This window comes from Nocardia sp. NPDC049220 (genome assembly GCF_040647855.1).
In the GTDB taxonomy this organism is placed as follows: Bacteria; Actinomycetota; Actinomycetes; order Mycobacteriales; family Mycobacteriaceae; genus Nocardia.
The window spans coordinates 141,862-168,841 of the sequence record NZ_JBEZDA010000011.1 but is presented as its reverse complement, the minus strand read 5'-3'; the positions used below and the strand labels follow the sequence as shown (position 1 = coordinate 168,841).

Here is a 26,980-nt window from a genome sequence, read left to right as displayed (position 1 = left end):
TGGGGAAGACGTTCCTCGTCGAAGCTGGAGGTATTGGTGGTGCGAGCATCGAGTCAGTTCGCGGACGCGACGGCGGGTGTGGTCTATATCCACTCATCGCCTGCCGCGCTGTGCCCGCATGTCGAGTGGGCGCTGACCTCGGCCCTCGGTTCCCCGGCGAAGCTGCGTTGGACGGCGCAACCAGCCGATGGTCAACTCCGCGCAACCAGTGACTGGATCGGTCCCGTCGGCACCGCCTCCCGAATCGCCCAATCATTGCGCTCATGGCCGGTACTGCGTTTCGAAGTGACCGAAGACCCCAGCGACGGCGTCGACGGCGAACGCTACAGTTTCGTCCCCGGCCTGGGCCTCTGGCACGGCTCCACCGGCGCCAACGGCGACGTCACGATGGGCGAGATGCGCTTGCGCGCGATGCTGCAGGCCGCCCGCGAACTCGGCAGGCACTCCGCCTACGACCTGGCCGCTGAAATAGAGCGGGCGCTGGGCACCGCATGGGACGAGGATCTCGAAATCTATCGTTACGGAACGGAATCCGGTGCCGAGGTCACTTGGCTGCGACGCGACGTGGGGTAGGCGTGGTCCGGCCGCAGTCCGGCACTGAGGATATCTCAGACACCTTTGTGCTCGTCTTCGCTCCAGCCGTCCGCACTGATCAAAGGTGAACTCCAGTACACCGCAAAGCCGTTGATGAAATGCCAGGCGCCGACCCGATCGCCAACGCCGCGAACGAGTTCCGCATAACCGTCGTTCGACCTGCTCCACGTTAGCGTCACGCAGCATGGAGGTACGCCTCCCAGGAGGTGGTCGTGAATCTCGGTGAGCCGCCGGTGCGGATCGCCGCCCGCATGCTGTGGTCCCAACCCTCTCGCAGGACCGCGAAGGAGAGACCTGGGCGGTCAGCGGGAGGCGAGGGCCGTCTCGGACTCGACGTGGGTGAGTTTTTCGGGGTTGCGGACGTAGTAGAGGCCGGTGACGCGGGCGTTGTCCACGCGGAGGGCCAGTACGCCGTCGATCACGCCGTCTACGCGCAGGATGAGTCCGGGGTTGCCGTTGATAGCCGTGGGCTCACTGGTGAAAGCGCCGCCGGCCTTGGCGACACTGCCGGCCATGTAGTGGAGCACCTTGTCTGCGCCGACGACGGGCCGCAGGGCTGCCAGCTTGAGGCCACCGCCGTCGCTGACGAAAACGACGTCCGGGGCGAGTACCTCGAGCAGCCCCTGCAGGTTTCCGGTCGCGAGGGCGGACTGGAACGAATTGAGCGCTGCCCGGGTCTCTTCGGGGGAAACCGGTGTTCGCGGTCGGCGGGCGTCGACGTGCCGGCGGGCGCGGTAGGCGATCTGGCGTGCGGCGGAGGGGGTCTTGTCGATGGTGGCCGCGATGTCGTCGTAGCCGAAGTCGAAGACCTCGTGCAGTACGAAGACGGCGCGTTCGGTCGGTGAAAGGGTTTCGAGGATGAGCAGGAGTGCCAGTGACAGGTTCTCGGACAGTTCGACGTCGTCGGCCACGTCCGGCGCGGTGAGCAGGGGCTCGGGCAGCCAGGAGCCGACGTAGGCAACCTTGCGCCGTTGCAGGGTGCGCAGTCGGTTGAGCGCTTGCCGGGTCGTGCTCCGTACCAGGTAGGCGCGCTGGTCCCGCACTTGCGACAGGTCGACTTCGACCCATCGCAGCCAGGTCTCCTGAAGGACGTCCTCGGCGTCCGCCACGGATCCGAGCATTTCGTAGGCGACGGTGAACAGCAGGTTGCGGTGGGCGACGAAAGCCTCGGTCGCGGGGTCGGTGACGTGGTCGCTCATGTCGTATGTTTCGCTCTCTCACGGTCGGCCCGGTGGGCCGGTAGCAGGCCGTGCCTTATGTTCCCGGTCCGTCGACGGGGTTGTCGGCAGCAGCCTTGCCACTGATCAAGCTCGGTCCTTCCTGGGCCGGAACGGTCCGTCCGGCCACAACGCCACTGGGGGTACCCCCGCCGGGGATACTCCTCGGGGGGAGTGCGTGCCACACCCCCAGTCTGCGGCATGATCGGCCGGACAAGCCCTAAGCCGTCAGGTGCGGGAGGGCGTCTGTTCCGGCTGAGGCGCTGCCAGGCGGTCGGTGCTGTCGCCGTGGGATGCGCGGGAACTGGCCTTGCGCGCTCCGGACACCAGCTTGTTGAGGGTGAACCGGCAGGCGATCTCCTTGACGCCGGCACCGGACCGCCCGCTGATGCTGAGCGCGTTCACCTTGTCGTTCGGGTAGGAGAACTGGGTGACGCCTTCGTTTCGGCCGAGGCTGAGGCACTGCCCGGCGAAGAACATCCGCACGCGAGTAGGTGTCTTCCCCGCGATCCGGCGCAGGATCGTGTCGGCGGCTGCCGGTCCCAGCTGCACGGCGGCCTGGCAGCTCATCCGGAACTGCTGGTCCGCCATGACCGCCGCGTCCCCGGCTGCGACGATGCGCACGTCGTCCACACTGGTCAGCGTCGCGTCGGTGAGCAGGCGACCGTCGGTGTCGGTGCGCAACCCGCTGCGGGCGGCCAGGTCCGGGACACAGAATCCCGCGGTCCAGATGGTCACCGCGCTGGGCAGCGAGCGGCCGTCATCGAGCCGTACTGCGTCCTGTGTCACTGCCGTCACCCGCGCACCGTGGCCTTCGAGGACGGTCACACCCAGCTTGGCCAGCCGGCGGGCGACCGGGCGGCGGACCCGGGCGTGCAAGGAGGGGCCGAGCACGTCGCCGCAGATCAGGGTGACCTTGCGGCCCGCTTCCGCCAGTTCCGCGGCGGTCTCCAGGCCCGTCGGGCCGGCCCCGACCACGGTCACCGAAGCCGACGCGGGCGTCGCATCCAGTGCTGACCGCAGTCGTTGCGCCCCCTCCAGGTCCGACACCCAATGAGCGAACTCCGCCGCTCCGGGCACGCCAGGATCAGCGGCGCCGCTGCCCACCGCGTAGACGAGGTAGTCGTAGGAGAGCGTGCCACCGCCCGCCAGCGACACCCGGCGCTCGGCAGCGTCGAGCCGGGTCGCGGTGTCGACCACCAGCCGGACGTTCCCGCCCAGAACCTCACCGAAGCCCTCGACCGCGTCGTCGGAGCCGGTCACGAGCTGATGCAGGCGGATCCGCGAGACGAACTCGCGACGCGGATTGACCAGGGTCACCGACACGCCATCGCGCCGAGCCAGGCGGTTGGCCGCCGTCACGCCCCCGTACCCTCCGCCGACGACGACCACCTCGACGTTCCCGTTCATCATGTTCCCGTTCATCGTGTCTCCTCGTGTTGTGGACTCGACATGGAGACACCAGCTGACCGTCCGGCGTAACAACTCGCGGCTGAGACGTAGCGCACATCAACCGCCGCGAAACGCCGCCCCTGCGCGAGTGGCCTAACGCGGCCCTGACGAGTCGGGCACGGTCCGGGGAGTCTCGCGGTAGCGGGTGAGTGGGGCCCAGCTCGCTGTATTCGGCCTGACACGGCTCGGAGGTGGCCGTGCAGCACTCGGCTCCAGACACAGCGGGTCCCATGCCAGTACCGTTGGCGGCCCCCAGGAGTGGATTGTGCCTCGAGGCCCAGGATCGGTCGGACACAAACGGCGCTCGTCGATGATTGAAGCGCCACAAGGGGTTCCCCTCTGCGCCCACTTCGCAGTGCGACCGCAGGTTATTGACCTGCGGTCGCACTGTTGTGTGGCATTGCGCGCACACCTCCAGGTGGAACGCGCGACGGCGGGCCGCTGCGGACCAACCCGGCAACTCCCATCAGGGTGCGTAGGGCTCAGAGGTACGCTGAAGTTGCGACAGGTTTGTTGGCGGATTTCTGGGCACGATCCGCGCACTCACACTGGTGGCGAGGCGGTGCCTGGCCCCGTACTTGCCGGGAATGACATGGCTGGGAAATTTGCCCACCGACGATAGCGGCGACTCTCAACTGTTCGGCCTGGCTATAGCAACTGGTGTGGGCTACCCGGTCGGGCGGGATTGGAAAGCTAGCAAGTACACCGGTTTGCCAGTCGAGTGGTCACGGGACGGCACAATGGATGACATGTCAGTGCGTGGCGGGGACGCTACGTGTCCAGCGGAGGCGTTCGGACGCTATCAGCTTCTGTCGCTGCTGGGTCAGGGCGGCATGGGCCAGGTGTGGCGGGCGCGGGATTCGCTGACCAACCGGGTAGTGGCGCTCAAGGTGTTGCCCGAGCGCTTCGCCGATGACGAGCAGTTGCGCGAGCGGTTCCGTCGGGAGTGCCGAGCGGTGGCGCAGTTGACCGAGCCGCATGTGATCCCCATCCACGACTTCGGCGACATCGACGGTCGGCTCTATCTGAATATGCGCTTGATCGAGGGCACCGACCTGCGCAAGGTGATCAAGCAAGAAGGGACCTTGTCGCCGCGCCGGGCGGTGGCGATCATCGCACAGGTGGCCGGCGCGCTGCAGGCGGCCCACGACGCCGGGTTGGTCCACCGCGATGTCAAACCCACCAACATCTTGCTAGGGGCCGATGAGTTCGCCTCCCTGATCGACTTCGGGATCGCCCACGCCGCCGACGACCGTACGCTGACCACGATCGGCGAGACCATCGGCACCATCGCCTACATGGCGCCGGAGGAGATCAGCACGGAGGTCAAGGCCGATGCTCGAGTGGATGTGTACGCACTGACGTGCGTGCTGTATGAGTGCCTGACCGGCCGGCCACCGTTTGCGAGCGAATTGGGGATTCAGGGAGTGATCGCCCATCACCTGCACACCCCGCCGCCGCGTCCCAGCACCACTACACCCGAGGTACCGACTGCGTTCGATGCGGTCATCGCGAAGGGCATGGCCAAAAACCCCGACGATCGTTACCAGACCGTGCGCGAACTGGCCGCGGCGGCCGGCGCCGCGGTGGACGATTCCGTGGTCAGCACACCCGTGGGCGTGGCTGCGCGCCGTGGGCGGCGAATCAGATTGTCGCCCAAGACCGTCGGTCTGCTCGCCGCCGCGCTCGCGGTCGCGGTGGTGGCCGCCGTAGCTGTTGTCCTCGGTGTCCAACGGGAATCAGCAGGCGGTGGCGACTCGCCCATACCTGACGCCTCGGGCTACTCGTCACAGACTCCGCTGCCGTTCACCGGCGTCAGCCTGCCCACCGATGTGGCGGTCGACCCGGCGGGCAATGTCTACGTCACCGACATGGGTAACGATCGGGTGGTGAGGTTGGCGGCGGGTGCGTCGGCGCCGACTTCGCTGCCGTTCACCGGCCTGAAGAACCCCCAGGGTGTGGCGGTCGACACTGCGGGCAACGTCTACGTCAGCGATACGAGTAACGATCGGGTGATGAAGTTGGCGGCGGGTGCGTCCGTGCCGACTCCGTTGCCGTTCACCGGCCTGAAGAATCCCCACGGTGTGGCGGTCGACGGGGCGGGAGATGTGTACGTCGCCGACTGGGGTAATGATCGGGTCGTGAGGTTGGCGGCGGGTGCGTCGGCGCCGACGGTACTGCCATTCCCGGGGCTCCAAGATCCGCAGGGTCTGGCGGTCGATGCAGTGGGCAACGTGTACGTCACCGAATTGGGTACCGAGCGGGTCGTGAGGTTGGCGGCGGGTGCGTCGGCGTCGACCACCTTGCCGTCCACCGGGCTCAAAGATCCCCAGGGTGTGTCGGCTGGCACGGCAGGAGACGTCTACATCGTCGACTGGGGTAACAAATGGGTGGTGAAGTTGGCGGCGGGCGCATCGACGCCGACTCCGTTGCCGTTCACCGGCCTGAAGAATCCCCAAGGCTTGGCGGTCGACTCGGTGGGCAACGTGTACGTCACCGATCTCGGCCCCGATCCGGTGGTGAAACTCGCGGTCGGCTGAACCCTCGTTTCGCGCGCTGGGGTTCTCAGTGGTCGTCGCAACGTCCTGAACCTGGAGTGGTGCATGACACATCGCTTCCATGTGCGTTCGCGCGGATGTGTGCGTGTTCGGACTCTGGGGTGGCAGCGGGCGACGCGGCCCCCCGTGGCCACAGGCAGCTCGGCTGGAGGGGCCACATGCTCCACGTAATGCGCAGGAGCAGAAGGTCGGGCGTAGCGGCCCTTGTCCAGGTGGTACTTCTTGGGTGGGCGCAGAGGGGATCGAACCCCCGACCGCTGGTGTGTAAAACCAGTGCTCTACCGCTGAGCTATACGCCCCAATCGTTACCGACGGCTTATGAATCTAGCGCGGCGAGCGCTTTCTCCCAAGCCGCCTGGTCACGGGGCTCGCCGGGACCGTTCATCTCGGCGAAACGGATGCGGCCCTCGCGGTCGACGACGAACGTGCCGCGGTTGGGATAGCCGGATTTCTCGTTGAAGACGCCGTAGGCGTGGGCGACCGCGCCGTGCGGCCAGAAGTCCGACAACAACGGGAAGGTGTAGCCCTGTTCGGCGGCCCAGATCTTGTGCGTGGGCGGTGGGCCGACCGAGATCGCGACGATCTCGGCGTCGTCGTTTTGGAACTTCGGCAGTTCGTCACGCACCTTGCACAACTCGCCCTGGCAGATTCCGGTGAACGCGAGCGGGTAGAACACGATGAGGACGTTCTTCCTCCCGCGGAAATCCGACAAGGTCACGTCCTGGTTGTTCTGGTCCTTCAGCGTGAAATCCGGCGCGACAGTGCCTACCTCGAGTGGCATCGCAAGTCCTCCATCGTGTCGGGTCTCCACCGGGCGGCCATCCGACGACACCGCCCGGTGAAAACCATAGCGAAGTGGGTCAGCGCTGCTTCGAGGGTGCCTTGGGCTGCACCAGACGACTACCTGCCCAGGTGCCGAGGCTGATCGCCGAGGTCTGGGTCAGACCGGCGGTAGGTGCGGATTCTGCGATTTCGCTCGGGTCGACATGGCCCGGATGTCCAGTTTTGGGGGTGAGCACCCAGACGAAACCGTCGTCGGCGAGCGGGCCGATCGCGTCCACCAACGCGTCCACCAGATCACCGTCCCCGTCGCGCCACCACAGCAGCACAACGTCGACGACTTCATCGGAATCCTCGTCGACGAGTTCGCCGCCGATCGACTCCTCGACGTCGGCCCTCAGGTCGTCGTCGACGTCTTCGTCCCAACCCAATTCCTGGACAACCAAGCCGTGTGCGATGCCAAGCTTCTGAGCGTAGTTCTGCGCGTCCGCCGCGGCGACCACGGTGGTGTCCTCCTCAACTCCCGACAGTAGGTAGTTGCAAGCGAACATGGTTATGGGCTCCAGCGCAAGCTGATCCGAAGAAATAGGCGGTGAATGTCGCGTTGCAATGGTGTGTCAAGGACCTACTTCAGCGTCTCGGGCAGGAGTCGCGGACGACGTTGCGCGCGTCGTTCACCCGTTTGCTGGCGTCGTTGAGCGCTCCGACCGGAGCGGTGTAGGTCATGGTCCGCGTCTCGCCGGCCAAGGCGCGCGCCGCGCTCACGTACTCGGTGAATTGGGCGGCCAGGTCGGGCGGCAGCGCGTCCCGTGCGGTGCGTACGCCGCTCTCCACCGTGTTCGCGGCGTCCTCGAGGGTGGATACGGCCAGATCGCGCTTGGCGAGGTAGTCGGGCGCGTTCGCATCGTGCGCGTCGACGAATTCGTTGTACCTGGAAACGCCGAGCCCGCTGATGGTGGGGAACTGGCCGCAGTTGTCGGCGATCGCCTTGCTCTGCGCTGCCGCTCGCCGCGACGAGGTCGCGGCGGCGGACGAGGACGCGGCCTCGGTCTTGTAGGCCGCCAAGTCGCTCGCGTTCGGGTTGGCTACGCCCTCAACCCGATTCGCACATCCCGCGACGGTCAACCCGATGGCGACCGCCCCGGTCGCGCACATCATCCCGAACCCACGTGGGTCAAGCAGCTTCATCGTCCTCCCCGCTCCTCACAGCTCCCACGGCTCGACTCGCCTTGCCTGTCGAACGGTACTGGATTTCCGGCTGACATGATGACCTGGGACGCGCTATCGGCAAGGATGGGTGGTGCGCCCCGAAACTTTCCAAAACGGACGGTCCGCCAACCACGCGCACCGGCCGGGGATACCGACGCCATCAGCATGCCCACCCCTGTATGAGGAGCAGATTTGACCGACCTGATCCACTCTTCCGCGCTAGCGAAATCCGCTGGCACCAACTCCGCGCCCGCTCCCGCTGCGAGCCGCGACCCGAATGGATCGCACCTTCCGCAGTCGGGTGGACGGGTGCGGGTGATCCGCGAAGGGGTGGCGTCCTACCTACCGGACATCGACCCGGAGGAAACCAGCGAATGGCTCGAGTCGTTCGATGAGATGCTCGACCGAGAGGGTCCCGGTCGTGCGCGTTACCTCATGCTCCGCCTGTTGGAGCGGGCCGGTGAACGTAATGTCGCCATCCCGTCTTTGACGTCCACCGACTACGTCAACACCATCCCCACCGAAAACGAGCCGTGGTTCCCCGGCGACGAAGAGGTCGAACGCCGCTTCCGCGCCTGGATCCGCTGGAACGCCGCGATCATGGTGCATCGCGCCCAGCGTCCCGGCATCGGCGTCGGCGGGCACATCTCGACCTACGCGTCCTCGGCGGCGCTCTACGAGGTCGGCTTCAACCACTTCTTCCGCGGCAAGGACCACTCCGGCGGCGGCGATTCGATCTTCATCCAGGGTCACGCCTCGCCGGGCATCTACGCGCGCGCGTTCCTGGAGGGCAGGCTGTCGACCGATCGGCTCGACGGGTTCCGGCAGGAGTACAGCCACGGTGGCCCGGGCCACGGGCTGCCGTCCTACCCGCACCCCCGGCTGCTCAACGACTTCTGGGAGTTCCCGACGGTGTCCATGGGCCTCGGCCCGATGAACGCCATCTATCAGGCGCGGTTCAACCACTACCTGCACGACCGCGGCATCAAGGACACCTCTGATCAGCACGTGTGGGCGTTCCTCGGCGACGGCGAGATGGACGAACCGGAGTCGCGCGGCCTCGCGCACGTCGCGGCGATGGAGGGCCTGGACAACCTCACCTTCGTGGTGAACTGCAACCTGCAGCGGCTGGATGGCCCGGTGCGCGGTAACGGCAAGATCATCCAGGAGTTGGAGTCGTTCTTCCGCGGCGCGGGCTGGAACGTCATCAAGGTGATCTGGGGCCGTGAGTGGGACGCGCTGCTGGGCGCCGACCGCGATGGCGCGCTGGTGAACCTCATGAACAGCACGCCCGATGGCGACTACCAGACCTACAAGGCCAACGACGGGGCCTATGTCCGCGACCACTTCTTCGGCCGTGACCCGCGCACCAAGGCGCTGGTGCAGGACCTGTCGGACCAGGAGATCTGGAACCTCAAGCGCGGTGGTCACGACTACCGCAAGGTGTACGCCGCCTACGCGGCCGCGATGGCGCACAAGGGTCAGCCGACGGTGATCCTGGCCAAGACCATCAAGGGCTACACCCTCGGCAAGCACTTCGAGGGCCGCAACGCCACGCACCAGATGAAGAAGTTGACCCTGCAGGATCTCAAGGACTTCCGTGACCTGCAGCGGATCCCGATCACCGACGCCGAGTTGGAAAGGGATCCGTACCTGCCGCCGTATTATCACCCGGGCATGGAGTCGCGCGAGATCCGCTACATGCTCGACCGGCGCAAGGCGCTGGGCGGTTTCCTACCCGAGCGGCGCACGGCGGCGAAGCCGCTGCAACTTCCCGGCGACGAGGCCTACCGCTCGGTGCGCAAGGGTTCGGGCAAGCAGAGCGTGGCCACCACGATGGCGCTCGTGCGGCTGATGAAGGAGCTGCTGCGGGACAAGGAGATCGGCAAGCGGATCGTCCCGATCATCCCCGACGAAGCCCGGACCTTCGGTATGGACTCGTGGTTCCCTTCGTTGAAGATCTACAACCGCAACGGGCAGTTGTACACGTCTGTCGACGCGGAATTGATGCTTGCCTACAAAGAGAGCACGGTCGGGCAGATCCTGCACGAGGGGATCAACGAGGCCGGATCGACCGCGTCGTTCACTGCGGCCGGCACTTCCTACGCCACCCATGGCGAGCCGATGATCCCGCTGTACATCTTCTACTCGATGTTCGGCTTCCAGCGCACCGGCGACGGACTGTGGGCGGCAGCAGACCAGCTCGCTCGCGGGTTCGTCCTCGGAGCAACTGCTGGGCGAACCACGCTGACCGGTGAGGGACTGCAGCACAACGACGGACACTCGCTGTTGCTCGCCTCGACCAATCCGGCCGTGGTGACCTACGACCCGGCGTTCGCGTTCGAGATCGCGCACATCGTGCGTGACGGCCTGCGTCGGATGTACGGCGGCGGAACACCCCCGCAGAATGCGGTCGCGCTGCCGGGCACCCACCCGCACGACGGCGCGGGCGAGTTCGGCGGTGAGGACGTCTTCTACTACATCACCCTCTACAACGAGCCTTACCAGCAGCCAGCCGAGCCGGACGACGTGGATATCACGGGTCTGCTCAAGGGCATCTACCTCTACAAGCCCGGGGGAGAGGGTGCGGTACGCGCCCAGATCCTGGTCTCCGGTGTCACCGTGCCCGACGGTCTGCGCGCACAGGCATTGCTGGCCGAGGAATGGGGCGTGCAGGCGGACGTCTGGTCGGCGACCTCGTGGGGCGAGCTCCGCAAGGAGGCGCTGGACAAGGAGATCGCGGCCCTGCGCAATCCGGGCGTCGATCCAGGTGTGCCGTATATCACCGAGGCGCTTTCCCGGGTGGAGGGCCCGTACATCGCGGCGACCGACTGGATGCGCGCGGTGCCCGACCAGGTCCGCAAGTGGGTACCCGGTGACTTCACGACGCTCGGTACGGACGGATTCGGCTTCTCCGACACCCGCCCGGCCGCGCGGCGGGTGTTCAACGTCGACGCGCAGTCCATCGTGGTCGCCGCACTGGCCGGCCTGGCCAGAACGGGCAAGATCGACGCCGCCAAGGTCACCGAGGCGGCGGCGAAGTACCGCATCGACGATGTCGACGCCGCGCCGAAGCCCGCGGCAAGCGCCGAAGAAGAACTCGCGTAGCGGAATATTGGATGGTGGACCGTAAACCGCCGCGGCCGCGTCGGATCTCCGAGGGCTCCTCGCAGCACGAGGTGTATCTGCCGACGGGCGCGCTATCCCCGAACCGGCAAACTCGCGACCCCCTCCCGGACACGCTGCTCAAGCGGGTAAAGCAGTTTTCCGGCCGCCTCTCGACCGAGGCGGTGGGGTCGATGCAGGATCGGTTGCCGTTCTTCACCGATCTGGATGCCGCCCAGCGGGCCGGTGTGCAGATGCTGGTGCAGACCGCGGTGGTGAACTTCCTGGAATGGCTACAGGACCCGGACAGTGACATCCGGTTCAGTCTGGACGCCTTCCAGGTCATTCCACAGGACCTGGCGCGGCGGCTCACCCTGCGCCAGACCGTGGACATGGTCCGGGTCGCCATGGAGTTCTTCGAACAGTGGCTGCCCGCGTTGGCCCGCAACGACCGGCAGCTGGTCGCTCTCACCGAGGCGGTGCTGCGTTACGGGCGTGAGCTCGGATTCGCGGCCGCCTCGGTGTACGCCAGCGCCGCTGAGTCGCGCGGCGCGTGGGACACCCGGTTGGAGGCGCTCGTCGTCGACGCCGTGGTACGCGGGGACAGCGGACCGGACATGCTGTCCCGGGCCGCGACCCTGAACTGGGATGCCACTGCCCCGGCGACGGTGCTGGTGGGCACGCCACCTGGGGAACAAGGTGTGTCCTCGGTCGGAGCGGTGCACTCCATCGCCGCGCGGCACGGTCGCGCGGCGCTGGCGGTGGTGCAGGGGACCAGGCTGGTGATGGTGGTTTCCGGGAATCTCGGTGAGTCCTCCCATATCTCCCCGTTTCTGGCGGACCTGCTCGGCGAGGTGTTCTCCGAAGGTCCGGTGGTGATCGGCCCGACCACGCGCACGCTGGGCGCGGCGCATGCCAGTGCGGTGGAGGCGCTGGCCGGAATGGAGGCCGTCGTCGGCTGGCGCGGGGCGCCGCGACCGGTGCACGCCGCGGAATTGCTTCCAGAGCGCGCGCTGCTGGGCGATCGAGCTGCGGTCGACGCGTTGAACGAGTATCTTGTCCTACCGTTGGCCGCGGCGGGATCGTCGCTGGCGGACACCCTCGATGCCTATCTGGATTGCGGTGGAGCGGTCGAGACGTGTGCGCGTCAGCTGTACGTCCATCCAAATACGGTTCGGTATCGGCTCAAGCGCATTGCCGAGATCACCGGGCGTGATCCGATGAATCCGCGGGACGCGTACGTGCTCCGGATCGCCGCGACAGTGGGTCGTTTAACACGAACCCGTAACGAATCGTCAACATCAGCCCCTGAAGTCACGCAAGTCGCACCCGGCTCCGAGAGTCTGTAACGCATCCATCGATCGGGTCGATCTGGACAAGCCACGTGGAGTTTTGTGGGAGTCCCACAAAAGCTGTTCCAAAGCTTCATTCGCGTCGACATCTCGTGCGGCCCGTCTCACAGTGTTTTCTTAGAAGCGTGATCGCGTTGTTCGCCCCTGGACAGGGGTCCCAGACACCTGGCATGCTCGCGCCCTGGCTCGACCTTCCCGGCGCGAATGATCGCCTGAACCTCTGGTCCAAGGCTTCCGGCCTGGACCTGGTCCGTCTCGGCACCACCGCGACGGCCGAGGAGATCACCGATACCGCCGTCACCCAGCCGCTGGTGGTCGCCGCTGCGCTGCTGGCGTTCTCGGAAATTCCGCGGGATTCGCTTCCGGCCGCTACCATCGTCGCCGGACATTCGGTCGGCGAGCTCGCTGCCGCCGCGGTCGCCGGCGTCATTTCCGCCGACGACGCGGTCAGGTTGGCCGCTATCCGCGGAGCGGAGATGGCCAAGGCGTGCGCGTTGGTGCCGACCGGTATGTCCGCGGTGCTCGGCGGCGATGAGGCCGCCGTGCTCGAACGGCTTGTCGACCTCGACCTCGTCCCGGCCAACCGCAATGCGGTGGGCCAGATCGTGGCCGCCGGTCGACTGGATGCCCTCGCGGAGCTCGCCGCGAACCCGCCGGAGAAAGCCAGGGTTCGTGCGTTGCCTGTCGCGGGTGCGTTCCACACCGCGTTCATGGCCCCGGCACAGGAAGCTGTGACCGATGCCATAACGAAGATCGTGCCGAACGAGCCGACCAAGACTCTGTTGTCGAACTTCGACGGCAAGTCGGTCGGGTCCGGACGGGACGCGATAGATAAGCTCGCTGCGCAGGTCACCCGGCCTGTCCGATGGGACCTGTGCACCGAGACCGCGCGGCAGGCCGGGGTATCGGCGGTGGCAGAACTGCCGCCGGCGGGCACCCTCGTCGGCATCGCGAAAAGGGAGATGAAGGGTACGCCGACGCTTGCTCTGAAGACCCCGCAAGACCTCCCCGCGTTGGCTGAGCTGACCACATCCGGCTAGCTTTCCTCCGCGACCGTGCATCACCTATGCAAGGTCGTGACCGAGCGGGCGGTAACTATTGCCCGACTCGATCCGAAAAACCAGTAGAGCCCTGCAAAGAAACAAGAAGGGAGCCACGAAGTGGCCGCTCTGACCCAGGAACAAATCGTCGAGGAACTCGGCAAGATCATCGAAGAGGTGACGGGTATCGAACCGTCCGAGGTGACGATCGAGAAGTCCTTCGTCGATGACCTGGACATCGACTCGTTGTCCATGGTCGAGATTGCGGTTCAGACCGAGGACAAGTATGGCGTGAAGATCCCCGACGAGGATCTGGCCAGCCTCAAGACGGTCGGCGACGCTGTCGGCTACATCCAGAAGCTCGAGGCCGAGAACGCTGAGGCGGCCGCGGAGCTCAAGGCTAAATTCGACAACGCCGAGTAGGGCCGACACTGTGACCACTCCTTCCACCTTGAATGGGAACTTCCCCAACGTCGTCGTAACTAGCCTGGCGGCGACCACGTCGATCGCGGGTGACGTCGATGCGACGTGGAAGGGACTCCTCAACGGCGAGAGCGGTATCGACGTTCTCGAGGATTCCTTCGTCGAGGAATACGACCTTCCGGTCCGCATCGGCGGTCACCTGAAGGTCCGGCCCGATACCCTGCTGACTCGTGTCGAGTGCCGGCGCATGGCGTACGTCGAGCAGCTCGCGACCGTGCTCGGTCGCGAGGTGTGGCGGAACGCCGGCAGCCCGGAGGTCGACCCGGAGCGGCTGGGTGTGGCCATCGGCACCGGATTGGGGGGCGGCGACGCCCTCATCGATTCGGTGGACAAGCTGAAGAACGGTGGCTATCGCAAGATTTCCCCGTTGGCTGTGCAGATGGTCATGCCGAACGGCCCGTCGGCCGTTGTCGGCCTCGAACTGAAGGCCAGGGCAGGAGTGGTCACTCCGGTCTCGGCGTGCTCGTCCGGCTCCGAGGCGATCGCCAATGCGTGGCGGATGATCGTCATGGGTGACGCCGACATGGTGGTCACCGGTGGCGTCGAAGGCTTCATCGATGCGGTGCCGATCGCGGCATTCACCATGATGCGCGCCATGAGCACCCGAAATGACGATCCGAAGGGCGCCTCGCGTCCGTTCGACAAGGATCGCGACGGCTTCGTTTTCGGTGAGGCGGGCGCCCTCATGGTCATCGAGACCGAGGAGCACGCGAAGGCGCGTGGCGCCACGATCCACGCGCGTCTGCTCGGCGCAGGCATCACCTCCGACGGCTTCCACCTGGTCGCACCGGACCCCACGGGTGACGGCGCGGCACGGGCGATGACCAGGGCGATGCAGACCGCTGGTCTGACCAAGAACGACATCACCCACATCAACGCCCACGCGACCGCGACGCCGATCGGTGACACCGCCGAGGCGAACGCGATCAACAAGGCGGTCGGCAATCACGCCTCGGTCTACGCCCCCAAGTCGGCACTGGGCCACTCGATCGGCGCCGTTGGTGCGCTCGAGTCCGTGCTCACCGTGCTCGCTATCCGAGACGGCATCGTTCCGCCGACGTTGAACCTGGAAAACCAGGATCCCGAGATCGAGCTCGATGTGGTGCACGGTGAGGCCCGGCGCCAGGAGATCGAGTTCGCGATCAACAACTCCTTCGGATTCGGTGGGCACAACGTCGCGCTCGCCTTCGGTCGGGCATAGCCGCGCGATCGACTGCACGAACCTCCCGGCGGGGTCGGCCATTGAACTGGCTCGACCCCGCCGTGGTTGTCCATACGCAGCCGCATCAGCGGCGGAATGCATTGAGGTCAGGAGACACCGCGATGACGATCATCGCTCCCGCGTCGCAACAGGAAACGGCGACCGACCCGCGAGATCCGCTCGGTCGACTCCAACGCCTCTTCGATTCCGGCACCCTTCTTCCGCTACACCCGCGTGACAAATCCGGTGTGCTCGCCGCCATCGGTGAGGTAGACGGTGTCCGTACCGTCGCCTACTGCTCGGACGCCACCGTCATGGGCGGCGCCATGGGCGTAGCGGGTTGCCAGCACATCGTCGACGCCATCGACACCGCGATCGACTCCGGCGTCCCGGTAGTCGGGCTCTGGCACTCCGGCGGCGCACGCCTTGCCGAGGGCGTCGAGGCTCTGCACGCGGTCGGTCTGGTCTTCGAGGCCATGGTCCGGGCGTCCGGCCTCGTTCCGCAGATTTCCGTGGTGCTCGGCTTCGCCGCCGGTGGCGCCGCGTACGGTCCCGCGCTGACCGACATCGTGATCATGGCTCCGGAAGGCCGCGTTTTCGTCACCGGCCCGGACGTGGTTCGCAGCGTGACCGGAGAGCAGGTCGATATGGTCACGCTCGGCGGCCCACACACGCATGGCAAGAAGTCCGGCGTCACCCACATCGTCGCCGACGACGAGGCCGACGCACTACACCGGGCCAGGCGTCTGGTGTCGATGTTCGCCGAGCAGGGCACATTCGACCTGGTCGCGGCGGAGCACGGCGACGTCGACCTGAAGGCGATGCTGCCCGAGTCGGCCAAGCGGGCCTACGATGTGAAGCCGATCATCCACGAACTGCTCGACAACGTCGACGGCGAGTCGTCGTTCGAGGAACTGCAAGGTCTGTACGCGCGCAGCATCGTCACCGGTCTCGGCCGGCTCGGCGGTCGCACCGTCGGCGTGCTCGCGAACAACCCGATCCGGCTCGGTGGTTGCCTGAACTCCGAAAGCGCCGAGAAGGCAGCGCGTTTCGTGCGGCTGTGCGACGCCTTCGGAATTCCGCTGATCATCGTCACCGATGTGCCGGGCTATCTGCCCGGCGTCGGTCAGGAGTGGGAAGGCGTCGTGCGCCGCGGTGCGAAACTGTTGCATGCGTTCGCCGAAGCGCGCGTGCCGCGGGTCACCCTGGTCACCCGCAAGATCTACGGTGGCGCCTACATCGCGATGAATGCCCGCTCGCTGGGCGCTACCGCGGTCTACGCGTGGCCGGGCTCCGAGGTGGCTGTGATGGGCGCCAAGGCCGCGGTCGGCATCCTGCACAAGAAGGCACTCGCGGCCGCGCCGGAGGACGAGCGCGAAGCGCTGCACGAGCGGCTGACGGCCGAGCACGAGCGCATCGCGGGCGGCGTCGAGCGCGCGATCGCGATTGGCGTCGTCGATCAGGTCATCGACCCGGCCAAGACACGCAGCATCCTCGCGGCGGCCCTGGCGGCAGCTCCGTCGCACAAGAGCCACCACAAGAACATCCCGCTCTGACTCAGGGCAGTGGCAGTCGGCTTCGGACGCTGTCCGGGGCCGACTCCGCGTTTCACACCGACATCGCGGCATCGCCGGATAGTGCGGGGTCCGGGTTCCGGGCGCCGGGTTCGACGGCGATGCGCAGACCCTGGCCGCCGGTGCGGACACGCTTGCGCAGAAGTCCAGTGACGAGGAGTTGCCGCACACCGTCGAGTTTCTGCTGAGCATCGTTCCGGCGTCGGTGATTTCCGCGTTCGCGGAGAACGCGCTGTTGTAGGTCTTGTTCTCCGGGGTGCTGTTCGGGCTGACTCTCGCTATGTTCGGCGAGCATGAACCGCCAGTGGTCCTGGCGGCCGTCGACCACATCGGACGGATCTTCTTCATGATCATCGGATGGATCATGTGGTTGGCGCCGTTGGCCGCGTTCGGTGCGATGCCTACATCGTCGGACAGTACGGGATATCTTCGCTGGCCCCGAGGCATCGTGAGAATCTCCGCTGCTGTCATCCAGTGCGCTGTCGATACCCGGCGCTGGTATCGAACGTCCCAATCGGGGGCGACGCTGCTGCTGGTCGCGGACCGTTCATTCGCGTCGTCGCGATCAGCGAGCCCGGACAAGGCAGAATCCCGGGTATGGCTTCCCAAGGGCCCGCCGCGCGGGACCGCAAACGGCACGGTAGGCATTACACGCCGCCCGCGCTGGCGCGGTTCCTGGCGAGCAGGCTGCTGCGGCACGCGGTGCCGTCGGAATCCGGGGTCTTGCGTGTGCTCGATCCGGCGTGTGGTGCGGGTGAACTGCTGTTCGCGTTGCACGCCGAGGTCGAGGCGCGGTGTGCCGGCACCCGCCTGGTCCTGACAGGCTATGACCTCGATGGCGACGCGCTCACTGTGGCACGGGAACGGGCCGGTACGGCGGGGATTGTCGCCGATTGGCAGGCAGCCGACTTTCTCGCGGTCGAGCAGGGTCTCGCGGACGGTTCGTTCGACGCGGTGATCACCAACCCCCCGTATGTGCGGACCCAGCAGTTGGGCGGATCGACCGCGCAGTTGCTGAGCAAGCAGTTCGGATTGCGCGGGCGGATCGATCTGACGCACCCGTTTGTCGCGACGTTGCCCCGGCTGCTTGCGCCCGGGGGCGTGCTCGGACTGCTGTGTGCCAATAGATTTCTGACCACCAGGGCGGGCGCGAATATCCGGCGGCTTTTGCTGACCGAGCTGGCGCCAGTCGAGCTGTACGACCTGGGCGACACGAAGTTGTTCGCCGCGGCCGTGTTGCCCGCGATCACCATCGCGCGTCGCGACAGCCACCGTGAGACCTGTCGCTACGTCTCCGCCTACGAGGTGAACTCCGACGAAATCCCCGGTGAAAAGCGGCTTTTCGACGCGCTCATCGAAGAACGCGGCTCGCTCGTCCAGCACAACGCGCGCACCTTCGCCGTCGAGGTCGGCAGTTTGGTGACCGGGCAGCAGCTCCCGGATGCGACGACGCCCTGTCGGCGGTCCGTGGCAGGGTGGACTGGCGTCGCCGACGTGTCCACTGCGGGCTCGGATGTCGGGCTCGCGGCTGGTCTCCCGCCGAAGTGCCCGGCGACGAACGATCCGTCGGCCGACCCGGCACAGCTGCGGCCGAGGCCGGCTGGCCCGGTGCTCGGTGCCCAATCCGACACCGCGTGGCGGATGTCGCACGACGCGGTCGACGCCTGGCTCGCGCAGGTCGACGCCGCCACCTGGCGGAGTTTCGGGGAGGTCGCGCGCATCCGGGTCGGCATCAAGACCACCGCCGACCGGGTGTTCATCTCCGACCGCTGGGCGGAGGCCGATCCGTGTCCCGAGCCCGAACTCCTGCTCGAACTGATCACGCACCACGAGCTGGACCCATGGCGGGCCAACCGGCGCCGCGATCTCCGGGTGCTGTACCCCTACGACCTCACGCGTCCGCGCCGAGCCGCGATCGATCTCACCGACTTCCCGGGTGCCGCGGCGTACCTACAGGCCAACAAGGAGACCCTCGCCGCCCGCCGCTATCTGACCGCGAGCGGGCGGGCATGGTTCGAGATCTGGGTTCCGCAGCGGCCGCATCTGTGGCGTGAGCCCAAGCTGGTGTTTCCGGACATCAGTGATCGGCCCCGGTTCGCGCTGGACTGTTCGGGCGCGGTGGTCAACGGTGACTGCTATTGGATCTCGCTACCCGATCTGGCCCGCGCTCCCGTTGAGGCGCGGCGGTTGGCGTATTTGCTGATGGGAGTGGCCAATTCAGCGCTCGGGCTGCGGTTCTACGACGCGGTCTGCGGCAATCGCCTGTACTCGGGTAGGCGGCGCTGGATCACCCAGTATGTGTCGCGGCTCCCGCTGCCCGACCCCTCGGCTGCGCGGTCCGCGCGCGTCGTCGAGCTCGCCGGTGAGCTGGTGGATGGCCGTGTGCCCGACGCCGAGACCCGGGCCGAGCTGGATGAGCGCGTGGCGGCGGCGTTCGGTGTGCGGCTAGGCGCGCACCCGGAGGCCGACCATCGGCAGCAGGGTGCGGCGGGCGAATTCCCGCGCGGCGTCGTGGTCGTTGACCGGGATGAGGCCGTCGGGTGTGAGGGCGAGCGAGAGCGCGAGCCGGGCCATGATCTCGGCCACCAGATCGGCGTCGAATTCGTGCGTGCCTCCGGTTTCCCGTAACTCGCGCAGTTTCTCGGCGAGATAGCCCCGACCCACAGCGAGGATCGGTCCCGCGTCGGTCGTCAGCCGTGGCAGGATCAGGTCGGGCTCGGTCCGCAGCAACCTGCGCAGCAGTTCATTGCGCGCGATGGCGCTGATGAAGGCGACGAAGATCTCGACGAGCTGATCGTCGGAGTCGGAGACTGTCCGTACCTGCTTGTCGATGGCGGCGACGAAGCGCTGCGCCTCCCGCACGCTCACCGCCTCGACGAGATCGTTTTTCGACTCGTACCGTCGGTACAGGGTCGCCGGGCTGATGCCTGCGCGGCGGGCGATCTCGCCCATGCTGGTCCGCTTGATGCCGAAGTCCAGGAACGCCGAGAGCGCGCTCTCCAGCAGTTTCTCCCCGTCGGTGACCGGTTTCTCCAGGATGCGCTGCAGCATGGGCGGGACGGTGGCCATCGGGTCTCCAGTGGGTACGGCGCGGACACCGGGCGGGGTGGCCCGCGGAAGTGGCATCGCGACGGTGCGGACGGGGACGTTCATTATCCCATCGAGATACACCGATGCGGTCGAGCATGCCCGAACCTGCGATTCGACGGTAGGCGCACCATCTGCCCCAACCCGCGGATCGCACAATATCGCCGATGCCGAAATCAGCTCTGGTCGAGTGCTTCTAGGACAGTGGGACGCCGTGCGACCACACCGCCGAGCCGGTCGTCGCCGGTCCATTCACCGCGCTGGCCAACCGCCGCGACGAGGTGCGGCTCCGGTCGAGATCGTGAACTCGGCGCAGGGCATCGAACATCAGCAGGTTCGGATCCGCGCAACGGCGGGACCTGGCATGGTCACCATGGACATGGCGTCCGCGGTGTCGGCATCACTGACGGGGCAGATCCAGCTCGGCCATTTCCTTCTCGATCGCATTTGCGGCGAAATCGACTCCGCTGGAACGTAATTCATGAACTCGACGCTGGAGTGCCTCGACTCCTCCGGGTTGGGCCGCGATGTCGGCCACGCTGAGCCGGCCCCTCGACCGGTGCACACCCGACTGCACGTACGACATCGTGATACCTCCTGCCTGCATGCCCACCCGCCCACAACCGGTGGGTTCACCACTGCGCTACAAGCCGCAACAAGCGTCTCGGCAGGAGACCCCCGGGTTACCGGGCACGCTGGGCTGAATGTTATCAGCGATTCCTGTCGAAGAATTGGCCGATGTGTCTTGTATCACACCCCATTTTCGGTGCGGTGATCGGTCGAATTGTGTAAATAGGCAGTCGCATTCGGGCGAATGCGATCTTGCTTCGACGCGCGCGGTTCACGGCGCACGTTATCGGGCACACCTGCGGGTGGTGCGCCGGGGGCAATCCCCACGCCGCCCGCTGCTCAACGTGTCGCCCGGCATCATGCTGGCGCCCCGGCGGCTGCTTCACCCGAAACCGCCGCACCTATGCCGACCCGCACTTCGTCGCCGGTTGTGCACCCGCGCCGAATGGCGGTGTGTCTCGCGGACACTCTGCTGTCGATGGTGGTGAGCGAGAAGTCCGAGTCACTGTGCGGCACACAGCAAGTCCCGGATATCAGGCGGGCGCCGACCTCGGTTGCCTCCAGATGGGCGCGCCGTACCGCATCCCGATCCATGTTGCTCGATGGCGAGTCGCACATGGCCGATCACCGCGGCGTTCGACGCGCTGTATGCGCACTCCCCGGTCTCGGTGGATACGGGCCCCGAATCCATAGAGCTACCCATCCCTTCTATGGGCAGGACGCCAGCCTCGGGCAATGATCATGCGCTCCGGTACATCGCATGCTCGTCCAGGTAGACAACATGCCGAGAATGTCATGCGAAGGACCGTCTTCGGGTGGACTGTGTGTCCGATCGGCGCGTCGGTTCTGGCGGTGGCCGAGACGTCGGGCCACGATGGCGGTATGAGGATCGGAGTGCCCCGGGAACTCACAGAGCAAGAGTTCCGGGTAGCCCTGACTCCGGCCGGCGCGGGGGAACTGATCGGGCACGGACACGAGGTAGTGGTGCAGGCCGGCGCAGGCGTCGGATCGGGCTTCGGCGACGACGCCTATGCCGCGGTGGGTGCGCGACTGGTCGCGGGCGTCGACCAGGTGTGGGAAGCCGATCTGGTGTTGAAGGTGAAAGAGCCAGTCGCCACGGAGTACCCACGCATGCGGCGCGGGCAGGTGCTGTTCGCCTTCCTGCATCTGGCCGCCGACCGGGACTGCACCGACGCCGTCCTGCGCTCAGGAATCACGGCCATCGCCTACGAAACGGTGCGCACCGCCGACGGCGGGTTACCGCTGCTCGCGCCAATGAGCGAGGTCGCGGGCAAACTCGGCGCCCAAGTCGGCGCGTATCACCTGATGGCACCGCTCGGTGGGGCCGGACTGCTGCTTGGCGGCGTCCCCGGGGTGCGTCCGGCCGACGTGGTCGTGCTCGGTGGCGGGGTCGCGGGCTCCGCCACGGCCGCGGTCGCCGTAGGCATGGGCGCTCACGTCCGCGTACTCGATGTCGACCTGCGGCGGCTGCGCGCACTCGACGCCCGGTTCAACGGACGAGTGACCACTCTCGCGTCGAACGCCGTCGAGATCCGGCGCGCGGTGTTGTCGGCCGACCTGGTCATCGGGTCGGTGCTGGTCCCTGGCGCGCGTGCGCCGGAACTGGTCTCCGATGAACTCGTCGCGCTCGGGCGCCCGGGCTCGGTGTTCATCGACATCTCCATCGACCAGGGCGGGTGCTTCGCCGCCTCGCACCCGACGACGCACGCGAATCCCACGTTCCGCGTGGCGAATTCCCTGTTCTACTGTGTCGCGAACATGCCGGGCGCGGTCCCGCACACCGCAACGGTCGCGCTCACCAACGCCACGCTGCCGTACGTCCGCGCGATCGCCGACGTCGGCTGGAAGGCGAGGTGCGCTGCCGACCTCGACCTGGCCCACGGACTCACTGCGGACGCCGGGCGGCTCTTGTCGGTCGAAGTGGCCGCCGCGCACGGGTACCCGCCACCGCGAGCCGTGGGCATCGCGGACTGATCGGCGGCGGCGCGGTCGACCGTGGTCGGAGGCGCGCCGGGTGTCTGCGGCTACGCGTCGTCGGCGCTGCCCTCGTTCATGTACCAGTCGGGCTGACCGCTGATGGGTAGGTCGTGCAGTTTGTCCGGGTTGCGGACCACGTCGATCGCGACAATGCGGCCGTCATCGACAGTGAAGGCGAAAACGCCGACGTGCGTTCCGTCGAAGACGACCAATCCCGGCTGACCATTGACCAGCACCGCGCGGCCCCAGGCGCCCGCCGCGGACGGAGCGTGGAACCACCCCATCAGCAGCTTGGCCACCAGTTCGGCACCGTACGCGGGCTGTCGGATCGCGGGCACCTTGCCGCCGCCGTCCGCGGTGAGGCTGACCTCGGCGTCGAGCACACCGAGCAGGGCGCTCAGATCGCCGGAACGCCAGGCCAGCGCGAAGGCCGAGACCACCTTCTCCTGCTCGTCGGGTGAGGCGGGGAAGCGTGGGGTGCCGTCCTCGACGCGCTTGCGGGCTCGGGAGGCGAGTTGGCGCACGGCCGCCGGAGTCCGGCCGACCACATCGGCGACCTCGGGGCCGGACATCCCGAACACGTCCTGCAGCACGAACGCCGTGCGTTCGGCGGGGGACAGCGATTCCAGGACGACCAGCAGTGCGGTGGTGACCCGCTCGTCCTGGGTGATCCGATCGGCCGGATCGTCCCAGTTGGTGACTTGGGGCTCGGGCAACCACTCGCCGACGTACTGTTCTCGGCGCATCCGGGCCGAGCCGAGGTGGTCGAGCGCGATCCGACCGGTCACCGTGGACAGCCATGCGCGCAGGTTGTCGATCTCGTTCGCGGCACCCGCCTCGTGCTGGCGCTGCAACCGCAGCCACGCCTCCTGCACCACGTCGTCTGCGTCGGTGAGGCTACCCAGCGTGCTGTAGGCCAGCCTGCGCAGGTACGGCCGGTGTTCCTCGAACCGACGGGCCAGCTCGGTCTGGTCGATGGGCTCCGAGGTGGAGGGCTGTTCGAAAGTCACTACTGTTCGCCGTTCGGTCGTTCGGCTCCCTTGTTTCCAGTGTAGAAATGTCTTCCAAGTTCGACGATGCGGGGTCGAGGAGCGGGGTGTATCCGAGCGGAGGTCCTCTCGCTATCTCCGGCAGTTGCCCGCGGTCCATGGCTTGCGCCGTTCGCGCCTCCGCCGAACCGTGCGTTCCCGTCGTCGGACCCACCCGATAATCTCGCCGGGTGCAGAAGGGGACCTCCACCGCAGTCGGGTTGCTGCTCGGATTCGCCGTGGACCGGGTGCTCGGCGACCCGCGGCGTCGGCATCCCGTCGCCGGATTCGGCTCGGCGGCGACCGCGCTCGAGTCGGTGACCTATGCCGACCGGCGCACCGCGGGGCTCGTGCACGAAGCGGTCGCGGTGGGCGCGATGGTCGGACTCGGCATGGTGTCGCGGCGAGGCGGGATGCCCGCCACCGCGGTCGTGACCTGGATCGTTCTCGGTGGCCGCAGCCTCGTGCGGGTCGGTCACGCGCTGGCCGATCGGCTGGAATCCGGCGATCTCGACGGTGCCCGTGCCCTGCTGCCCTCGCTGTGCGGGCGTGACCCCGAGGCACTCGACGCCGATGGCTTGGCGCGCGCCGCGGTGGAGTCCATCGCCGAGAACACTTCCGACGCGACAGTCGCGCCACTGGTCTGGGGCGCGGTGGCGGGCATTCCCGGTCTGCTCGGATATCGGGCGGTCAACACCCTCGACGCCATGATCGGCTACCGCAACGAGCGTTATCTTCGTTTCGGCTGGGCCGCCGCCCGCACCGACGACCTGGCCAATCTGATCCCGGCCCGGCTCACCGGCCTGCTCACGGTCTTGCTTGCCCCGCTGGTCGGTGGTCGACCCGTCGGGGCACTGCGTGTCTGGCTCCGTGATGCGGCCGAGCATCCCAGCCCGAATGCCGGGGTGGTCGAAGCATCGATGGCAGGCGCGCTCGGTGTCCAGCTCGGCGGGCGCACCCAGTACCGGCACGGCACCGAACTCCGACCGGTCCTCGGTGACGGGCCGGCTCCTACGGTCGGTGACCTACGGCGGGCGGTCCGGATATCCGAAGCCGTGCAGCTGGCCGCCGCTGTGCTCCTCGCCGCTGCCGCTGCCGGCAGGCGTTGATTCGCGTCGTGCGCGCTCAGTGCCGGCCGCGGCCATAGCGGTCGGCCAACCGCGCTTCGGGTGTGGGCGCGGCGAGCACGGTCGCCGGTGCCGAGGCGGCCGCAGCGGCCTGCGCGGGAGTCGGTGCGGCTCCGGCTTTCTCCTTCCGCCGTTCTCGGATCTCGGCGTACACGAAATAGCCGAGGCCGAGCGGCGCCATGATGCCGAAGGCCAGCCATTGCAGGCCGTAGGACAGGTACGGGCCTGCGTCGAGTTGCGGGAGCGGAGTCGGCGTGAACGCGCCCGGCTGGTTGTCGCTCAGTTGGAGATAGCCGCCGCGTTCACCGGTCGGTATGGCGGTGAGCGCTTGCCCGAGGACTGTCGACTCCTGGGCGGTGTCGATGGAATACACCTGCCGGTAGCCGTCCTGGACGCTCGGGTCTTTGCCGGGTGTCACTCCTTCGGACATCCGGACGCGCGCTTCGATGCGTTGTGGCCCGGCGGGCGGTGCCGGGATCGGTGGTGGACGGGACCCGTCGACCGCGCCGACCAGACCCCGATCGATGAGCAACACGCGCCCGTCATCCAGCCGGAACAGCGCGAGCACCCCGTAACCGGGTGCGCCGTCGAGATGGCGTAGCCGCACCAGCACCGTCGATTCCGGCAGGTAACTCCCGGCGGCGGTGACCCGGCGCCACTCCGTGTGCGAGTCGGTGGGCGTGTCGCCGAGTACCGTCGCGACGTCCACCGGATGTGCCCGCACCGAATCGGCGATCAGCTGATTGCGGTGTGAGGTTGCCGTGTTCTTGCCGAGCTGCCAAGGCGCGAGCACGGTAAAACACAGGTAGGCGAACGCGGCGACCAGCACCGCCAGGATGAGCCAGCTGGGGCGCAGCAGGAAGGTGAGTCTGCGCATCACATTCGTCCGTCCGCGGTAGATCTCAGGTCGGGCGGTGGGGTGAACGCGGCCAGTTCGGCGCGTACCCACTCGAGTAGGGCGGGCATCGCCGCCTCGATCTGGCTGCGCACGAGGTCGAAGTCCGCGTCGCTGCCATAGTAGGGGTCGGCCACGTTCCGGCCGTCGGCGTTCGGGTCGAAGGTGCGCAGCAGCCGCAACCGCGCTCGTGGCACGCCCAGCCGGGACAGCTCCCGCTCGTGTGAACTGTCGAGCGCGATGACGAGATCGGCGGCGTGGTGCGCGGCGCCGAAGACGGCGGCCACGTGTCCGGTGGGGTAGCCGTATTTGCGCAGCGTCGCGTCGGTGCGCGGGTCGGCGGCGTCGCCGACATGCCATGCCCCGGTGCCCGCGCTGCTCACCTGCACCTGGTCGGCCAGTCCGGCCTGGTGCAGATGCGCCGCGAAGATCTTTTCCGCCATCGGGGAACGGCAGATATTGCCGGTACAGACGAACGACACGTGCAGCTGACCCACGACTGCCATTCTGGCCGGTCCGGCGCCCCGACCGCCACGTAGGGTGTGATCCCGTGCCCGAGGACAGCGTCGATCGCGCGAGACTGCGCCACCACGGCGACGTGGATGCGCACCCGGGCATGCTCGATTTCGCGGTGAACGTCCAAGGCGCGGCGCCGCCGGAGTGGCTGCGACAGCGCTTGGCCGCACGGCTGGGCGCGCTCGGCCGCTATCCGAGTGCCGCGGACGCCGACCGGGCATGCCGTGCGGTGGCGGCCCGCCACGGCCGCACTCCCGACGAGGTGCTGCTGCTGGCGGGCGCTGCGGAGGGTTTCGCGATGTTGCCCCGCCTCGGATCGCGGCTGGCAGCGGTGCTGCATCCGTCGTTCACCGAGCCCGAGCTCGCACTGCGCGATGCGGGTGTCCCGGTGACCAGGGTGATGCTGGCACCGCCTTACCTGCTCGACCCCGCCGCGGTGCCAGCGGAGGCCGATCTCGTCGTGCTCGGCAACCCGACCAACCCGACGTCGGTGCTGCACCCGGCCAACGCGATCCGTGCGCTGCGCAGGCCAGGGCGCATCATCGTGGTGGACGAGGCCTTCGCCGACGCGGTCGCGGGCGAACCGGAATCCCTCGCCGCCGACCGGTCACCCGATCTGCTCGTGCTGCGCAGCCTCACCAAGACCTGGGCCCTCGCTGGCCTGCGCTGCGGCTATTTCCTCGGCGACTCCGCGTGCTTGGCACGGCTCGGTCGCGGGCGGGCGCATTGGCCGCTGGGCACCCTGCAATTGGAGGCGATCGCCGCGACCGCCGACCGAACGGCCGTCGCCGAGGCCGAACGGCGCGCAGAGACACTTGCCGCGGCACGTGTCGCGATGATCGAGCGACTGACCGAACTCGGTGTGCAGGTGTATACCCCGGCCGAGGGCCCGTTCCTACTGTTGCGGGTCGCGGACGGCGAACTGTTGCGCAAGCGCCTCGCCGACCAAGGAATCGCGGTCCGCCGCGCCGACACGTTCCCTGGGCTCGACCCGGATCATCTGCGGGTCGCGGTTCGCGGCGCTGCGGAAGTCGGTCGGCTGGTTGCGGCGATCCGGTCGGCAGGTGCGGGGTGACCGCCCGACATCGACCGAGGGTGGTCGGTGACTCGGGCAGCCGCAGCAGCGCTGTGCGCGATCGAATGTGCCGGAATGCGGCGGCGGACCCTCGGCGGGCCGATCCGGTTTCTCCCCGG

21 protein-coding genes, 1 tRNA gene and 2 pseudogenes are annotated in these 26,980 nt (G+C 67.5%); 13 read left to right on the top strand and 11 right to left on the bottom strand.

Annotated features, from left to right (window positions below; all coding sequences use genetic code 11):
• Positions 1-39: 39 nt before the first annotated feature.
• Complete coding sequence (locus AB0C34_RS22735) at positions 40-573, top strand: DUF3145 domain-containing protein (RefSeq protein ID WP_357076309.1); 534 nt, start codon at positions 40-42, stop codon at positions 571-573.
• Between the two features lie 323 nt (positions 574-896).
• Here AB0C34_RS22735 and AB0C34_RS22730 read toward each other — a convergent pair whose 3' ends face one another.
• Both AB0C34_RS22730 and AB0C34_RS22725 read right to left on the bottom strand, forming a co-directional pair.
• Positions 897-1,793 (bottom strand): RNA polymerase sigma-70 factor, encoded by an 897-nt coding sequence (locus AB0C34_RS22730; RefSeq protein ID WP_357076306.1) that lies wholly within the window; start codon positions 1,791-1,793, stop codon positions 897-899.
• Positions 1,794-2,039: 246 nt separating this feature from the next.
• The gene (locus AB0C34_RS22725) at positions 2,040-3,236 is read right to left on the bottom strand and encodes an FAD-dependent oxidoreductase (protein WP_357076303.1); all 1,197 of its coding nucleotides are present in this window, start codon (positions 3,234-3,236) and stop codon (positions 2,040-2,042) included.
• A 767-nt stretch (positions 3,237-4,003) separates the two neighbouring features.
• On the opposite strand from AB0C34_RS22725, the gene AB0C34_RS22720 reads away from it, so the two are divergent.
• Positions 4,004-5,803, top strand: coding sequence for a serine/threonine-protein kinase PknD (locus AB0C34_RS22720; RefSeq protein ID WP_357076301.1), 1,800 nt, complete (start codon positions 4,004-4,006; stop codon positions 5,801-5,803).
• A 245-nt stretch (positions 5,804-6,048) separates the two neighbouring features.
• Here AB0C34_RS22720 and AB0C34_RS22715 read toward each other — a convergent pair.
• The 4 genes from AB0C34_RS22715 to AB0C34_RS22700 all read right to left on the bottom strand — a co-directional run bounded on the left by AB0C34_RS22715 (position 6,049) and on the right by AB0C34_RS22700 (position 7,789).
• Positions 6,049-6,120: transfer RNA gene (locus tag AB0C34_RS22715), tRNA-Val, on the bottom strand.
• A 17-nt stretch (positions 6,121-6,137) separates the two neighbouring features.
• Positions 6,138-6,602 carry a peroxiredoxin gene (locus AB0C34_RS22710; protein WP_357076299.1) on the bottom strand — a complete coding sequence of 155 codons (465 nt, stop codon included), beginning with the start codon at positions 6,600-6,602 and terminating at the stop codon, positions 6,138-6,140.
• A gap of 79 nt (positions 6,603-6,681) precedes the next feature.
• Positions 6,682-7,104, bottom strand: a complete 423-nt coding sequence (locus AB0C34_RS22705) for a DUF3052 domain-containing protein (protein ID WP_357076395.1) — start codon at positions 7,102-7,104, stop codon at positions 6,682-6,684.
• Positions 7,105-7,231: 127 nt separating this feature from the next.
• Entirely contained in the window at positions 7,232-7,789 is a 558-nt protein-coding gene (locus tag AB0C34_RS22700; protein WP_357076296.1) for a hypothetical protein, read from the bottom strand.
• Positions 7,790-8,002: 213 nt separating this feature from the next.
• Here AB0C34_RS22700 and aceE point away from each other — a divergent pair, with 213 nt between their 5' ends.
• From aceE to AB0C34_RS22660, 8 genes and pseudogenes are all read left to right on the top strand, one after another.
• Entirely contained in the window at positions 8,003-10,918 is a 2,916-nt protein-coding gene (gene aceE, locus AB0C34_RS22695; RefSeq protein ID WP_357076293.1) for a pyruvate dehydrogenase (acetyl-transferring), homodimeric type, read from the top strand.
• An 11-nt stretch (positions 10,919-10,929) separates the two neighbouring features.
• Positions 10,930-12,264: a helix-turn-helix domain-containing protein gene (locus tag AB0C34_RS22690; protein ID WP_357076290.1), complete on the top strand. Its 1,335-nt coding sequence runs from the start codon at positions 10,930-10,932 to the stop codon at positions 12,262-12,264.
• A gap of 128 nt (positions 12,265-12,392) precedes the next feature.
• Positions 12,393-13,307 (top strand): ACP S-malonyltransferase, encoded by a 915-nt coding sequence (locus tag AB0C34_RS22685; protein WP_357076287.1) that lies wholly within the window; start codon positions 12,393-12,395, stop codon positions 13,305-13,307.
• Positions 13,308-13,427: 120 nt separating this feature from the next.
• A complete protein-coding gene (acpM, locus tag AB0C34_RS22680) occupies positions 13,428-13,730 on the top strand; it encodes a meromycolate extension acyl carrier protein AcpM (protein ID WP_067470056.1) in 303 nt (100 codons plus the stop codon).
• Between the two features lie 10 nt (positions 13,731-13,740).
• Positions 13,741-14,991, top strand: coding sequence for a KasA/KasB family beta-ketoacyl-ACP synthase (locus AB0C34_RS22675; protein WP_357076283.1), 1,251 nt, complete (start codon positions 13,741-13,743; stop codon positions 14,989-14,991).
• 122 nt (positions 14,992-15,113) lie between these two features.
• Positions 15,114-16,547 carry a carboxyl transferase domain-containing protein gene (locus AB0C34_RS22670; RefSeq protein WP_357076280.1) on the top strand — a complete coding sequence of 478 codons (1,434 nt, stop codon included), beginning with the start codon at positions 15,114-15,116 and terminating at the stop codon, positions 16,545-16,547.
• Positions 16,548-16,644: 97 nt separating this feature from the next.
• Positions 16,645-17,003, top strand: a pseudogene (locus AB0C34_RS22665) (cation:dicarboxylase symporter family transporter); the annotation flags it as partial.
• Positions 17,004-17,162: 159 nt separating this feature from the next.
• A pseudogene (locus tag AB0C34_RS22660) lies at positions 17,163-17,738 on the top strand (N-6 DNA methylase); the annotation flags it as partial.
• 1,272 nt (positions 17,739-19,010) lie between these two features.
• Here AB0C34_RS22660 and AB0C34_RS22655 read toward each other — a convergent pair.
• Both AB0C34_RS22655 and AB0C34_RS22650 read right to left on the bottom strand, forming a co-directional pair.
• Positions 19,011-19,718, bottom strand: coding sequence for a TetR/AcrR family transcriptional regulator (locus tag AB0C34_RS22655; protein ID WP_357076277.1), 708 nt, complete (start codon positions 19,716-19,718; stop codon positions 19,011-19,013).
• Positions 19,719-20,052: 334 nt separating this feature from the next.
• On the bottom strand, positions 20,053-20,238 hold the full coding sequence (locus AB0C34_RS22650; RefSeq protein WP_357076274.1) for a hypothetical protein: 186 nt from the start codon (positions 20,236-20,238) through the stop codon (positions 20,053-20,055).
• Between the two features lie 866 nt (positions 20,239-21,104).
• Here AB0C34_RS22650 and ald point away from each other — a divergent pair.
• Positions 21,105-22,217 (top strand): alanine dehydrogenase, encoded by a 1,113-nt coding sequence (ald, locus tag AB0C34_RS22645; protein WP_357076271.1) that lies wholly within the window; start codon positions 21,105-21,107, stop codon positions 22,215-22,217.
• A gap of 50 nt (positions 22,218-22,267) precedes the next feature.
• Here the strand turns inward: ald and sigJ are convergent, their stop codons facing one another.
• A complete protein-coding gene (gene sigJ, locus AB0C34_RS22640; protein WP_357076268.1) occupies positions 22,268-23,230 on the bottom strand; it encodes an RNA polymerase sigma factor SigJ in 963 nt (320 codons plus the stop codon).
• Positions 23,231-23,439: 209 nt separating this feature from the next.
• On the opposite strand from sigJ, the gene AB0C34_RS22635 reads away from it, so the two are divergent.
• Positions 23,440-24,357, top strand: coding sequence for a cobalamin biosynthesis protein (locus AB0C34_RS22635; protein ID WP_357076265.1), 918 nt, complete (start codon positions 23,440-23,442; stop codon positions 24,355-24,357).
• Between the two features lie 16 nt (positions 24,358-24,373).
• On the opposite strand, the gene AB0C34_RS22630 is transcribed toward AB0C34_RS22635, so the two are convergent.
• A complete protein-coding gene (locus AB0C34_RS22630; RefSeq protein WP_357076262.1) occupies positions 24,374-25,252 on the bottom strand; it encodes an SURF1 family cytochrome oxidase biogenesis protein in 879 nt (292 codons plus the stop codon).
• Positions 25,252-25,776 carry a low molecular weight protein-tyrosine-phosphatase gene (locus AB0C34_RS22625; RefSeq protein WP_357076259.1) on the bottom strand — a complete coding sequence of 175 codons (525 nt, stop codon included), beginning with the start codon at positions 25,774-25,776 and terminating at the stop codon, positions 25,252-25,254. Before AB0C34_RS22625 ends, AB0C34_RS22630 begins: the two co-directional genes overlap by 1 nt.
• Positions 25,777-25,820: 44 nt before the next feature.
• Between AB0C34_RS22625 and cobC the strand changes: the two genes are divergently transcribed.
• Positions 25,821-26,861: an Rv2231c family pyridoxal phosphate-dependent protein CobC gene (cobC, locus tag AB0C34_RS22620; RefSeq protein ID WP_357076256.1), complete on the top strand. Its 1,041-nt coding sequence runs from the start codon at positions 25,821-25,823 to the stop codon at positions 26,859-26,861.
• Positions 26,862-26,980 lie beyond the last annotated feature (119 nt).

Bases quoted from the DNA above. Each gene is read 5' to 3' on its own strand.
- AB0C34_RS22725 (WP_357076303.1), bottom strand. From the start codon at position 3,236: ATGAACGGGAACATGATGAACGGGAACGTCGAGGTGGTCGTCGTCGGC.
- AB0C34_RS22690 (WP_357076290.1), top strand. From the start codon at position 10,930: ATGGTGGACCGTAAACCGCCGCGGCCGCGTCGGATCTCCGAGGGCTCC.
- AB0C34_RS22730 (WP_357076306.1), bottom strand. From the start codon at position 1,793: ATGAGCGACCACGTCACCGACCCCGCGACCGAGGCTTTCGTCGCCCAC.
- AB0C34_RS22720 (WP_357076301.1), top strand. From the start codon at position 4,004: ATGGATGACATGTCAGTGCGTGGCGGGGACGCTACGTGTCCAGCGGAG.
- AB0C34_RS22700 (WP_357076296.1), bottom strand. From the start codon at position 7,789: ATGAAGCTGCTTGACCCACGTGGGTTCGGGATGATGTGCGCGACCGGG.
- AB0C34_RS22655 (WP_357076277.1), bottom strand. From the start codon at position 19,718: ATGAACGTCCCCGTCCGCACCGTCGCGATGCCACTTCCGCGGGCCACC.
- AB0C34_RS22630 (WP_357076262.1), bottom strand. From the start codon at position 25,252: ATGCGCAGACTCACCTTCCTGCTGCGCCCCAGCTGGCTCATCCTGGCG.
- AB0C34_RS22650 (WP_357076274.1), bottom strand. From the start codon at position 20,238: ATGTCGTACGTGCAGTCGGGTGTGCACCGGTCGAGGGGCCGGCTCAGC.
- AB0C34_RS22670 (WP_357076280.1), top strand. From the start codon at position 15,114: ATGACGATCATCGCTCCCGCGTCGCAACAGGAAACGGCGACCGACCCG.
- ald (WP_357076271.1), top strand. From the start codon at position 21,105: ATGAGGATCGGAGTGCCCCGGGAACTCACAGAGCAAGAGTTCCGGGTA.
- AB0C34_RS22710 (WP_357076299.1), bottom strand. From the start codon at position 6,602: ATGCCACTCGAGGTAGGCACTGTCGCGCCGGATTTCACGCTGAAGGAC.
- AB0C34_RS22625 (WP_357076259.1), bottom strand. From the start codon at position 25,776: ATGGCAGTCGTGGGTCAGCTGCACGTGTCGTTCGTCTGTACCGGCAAT.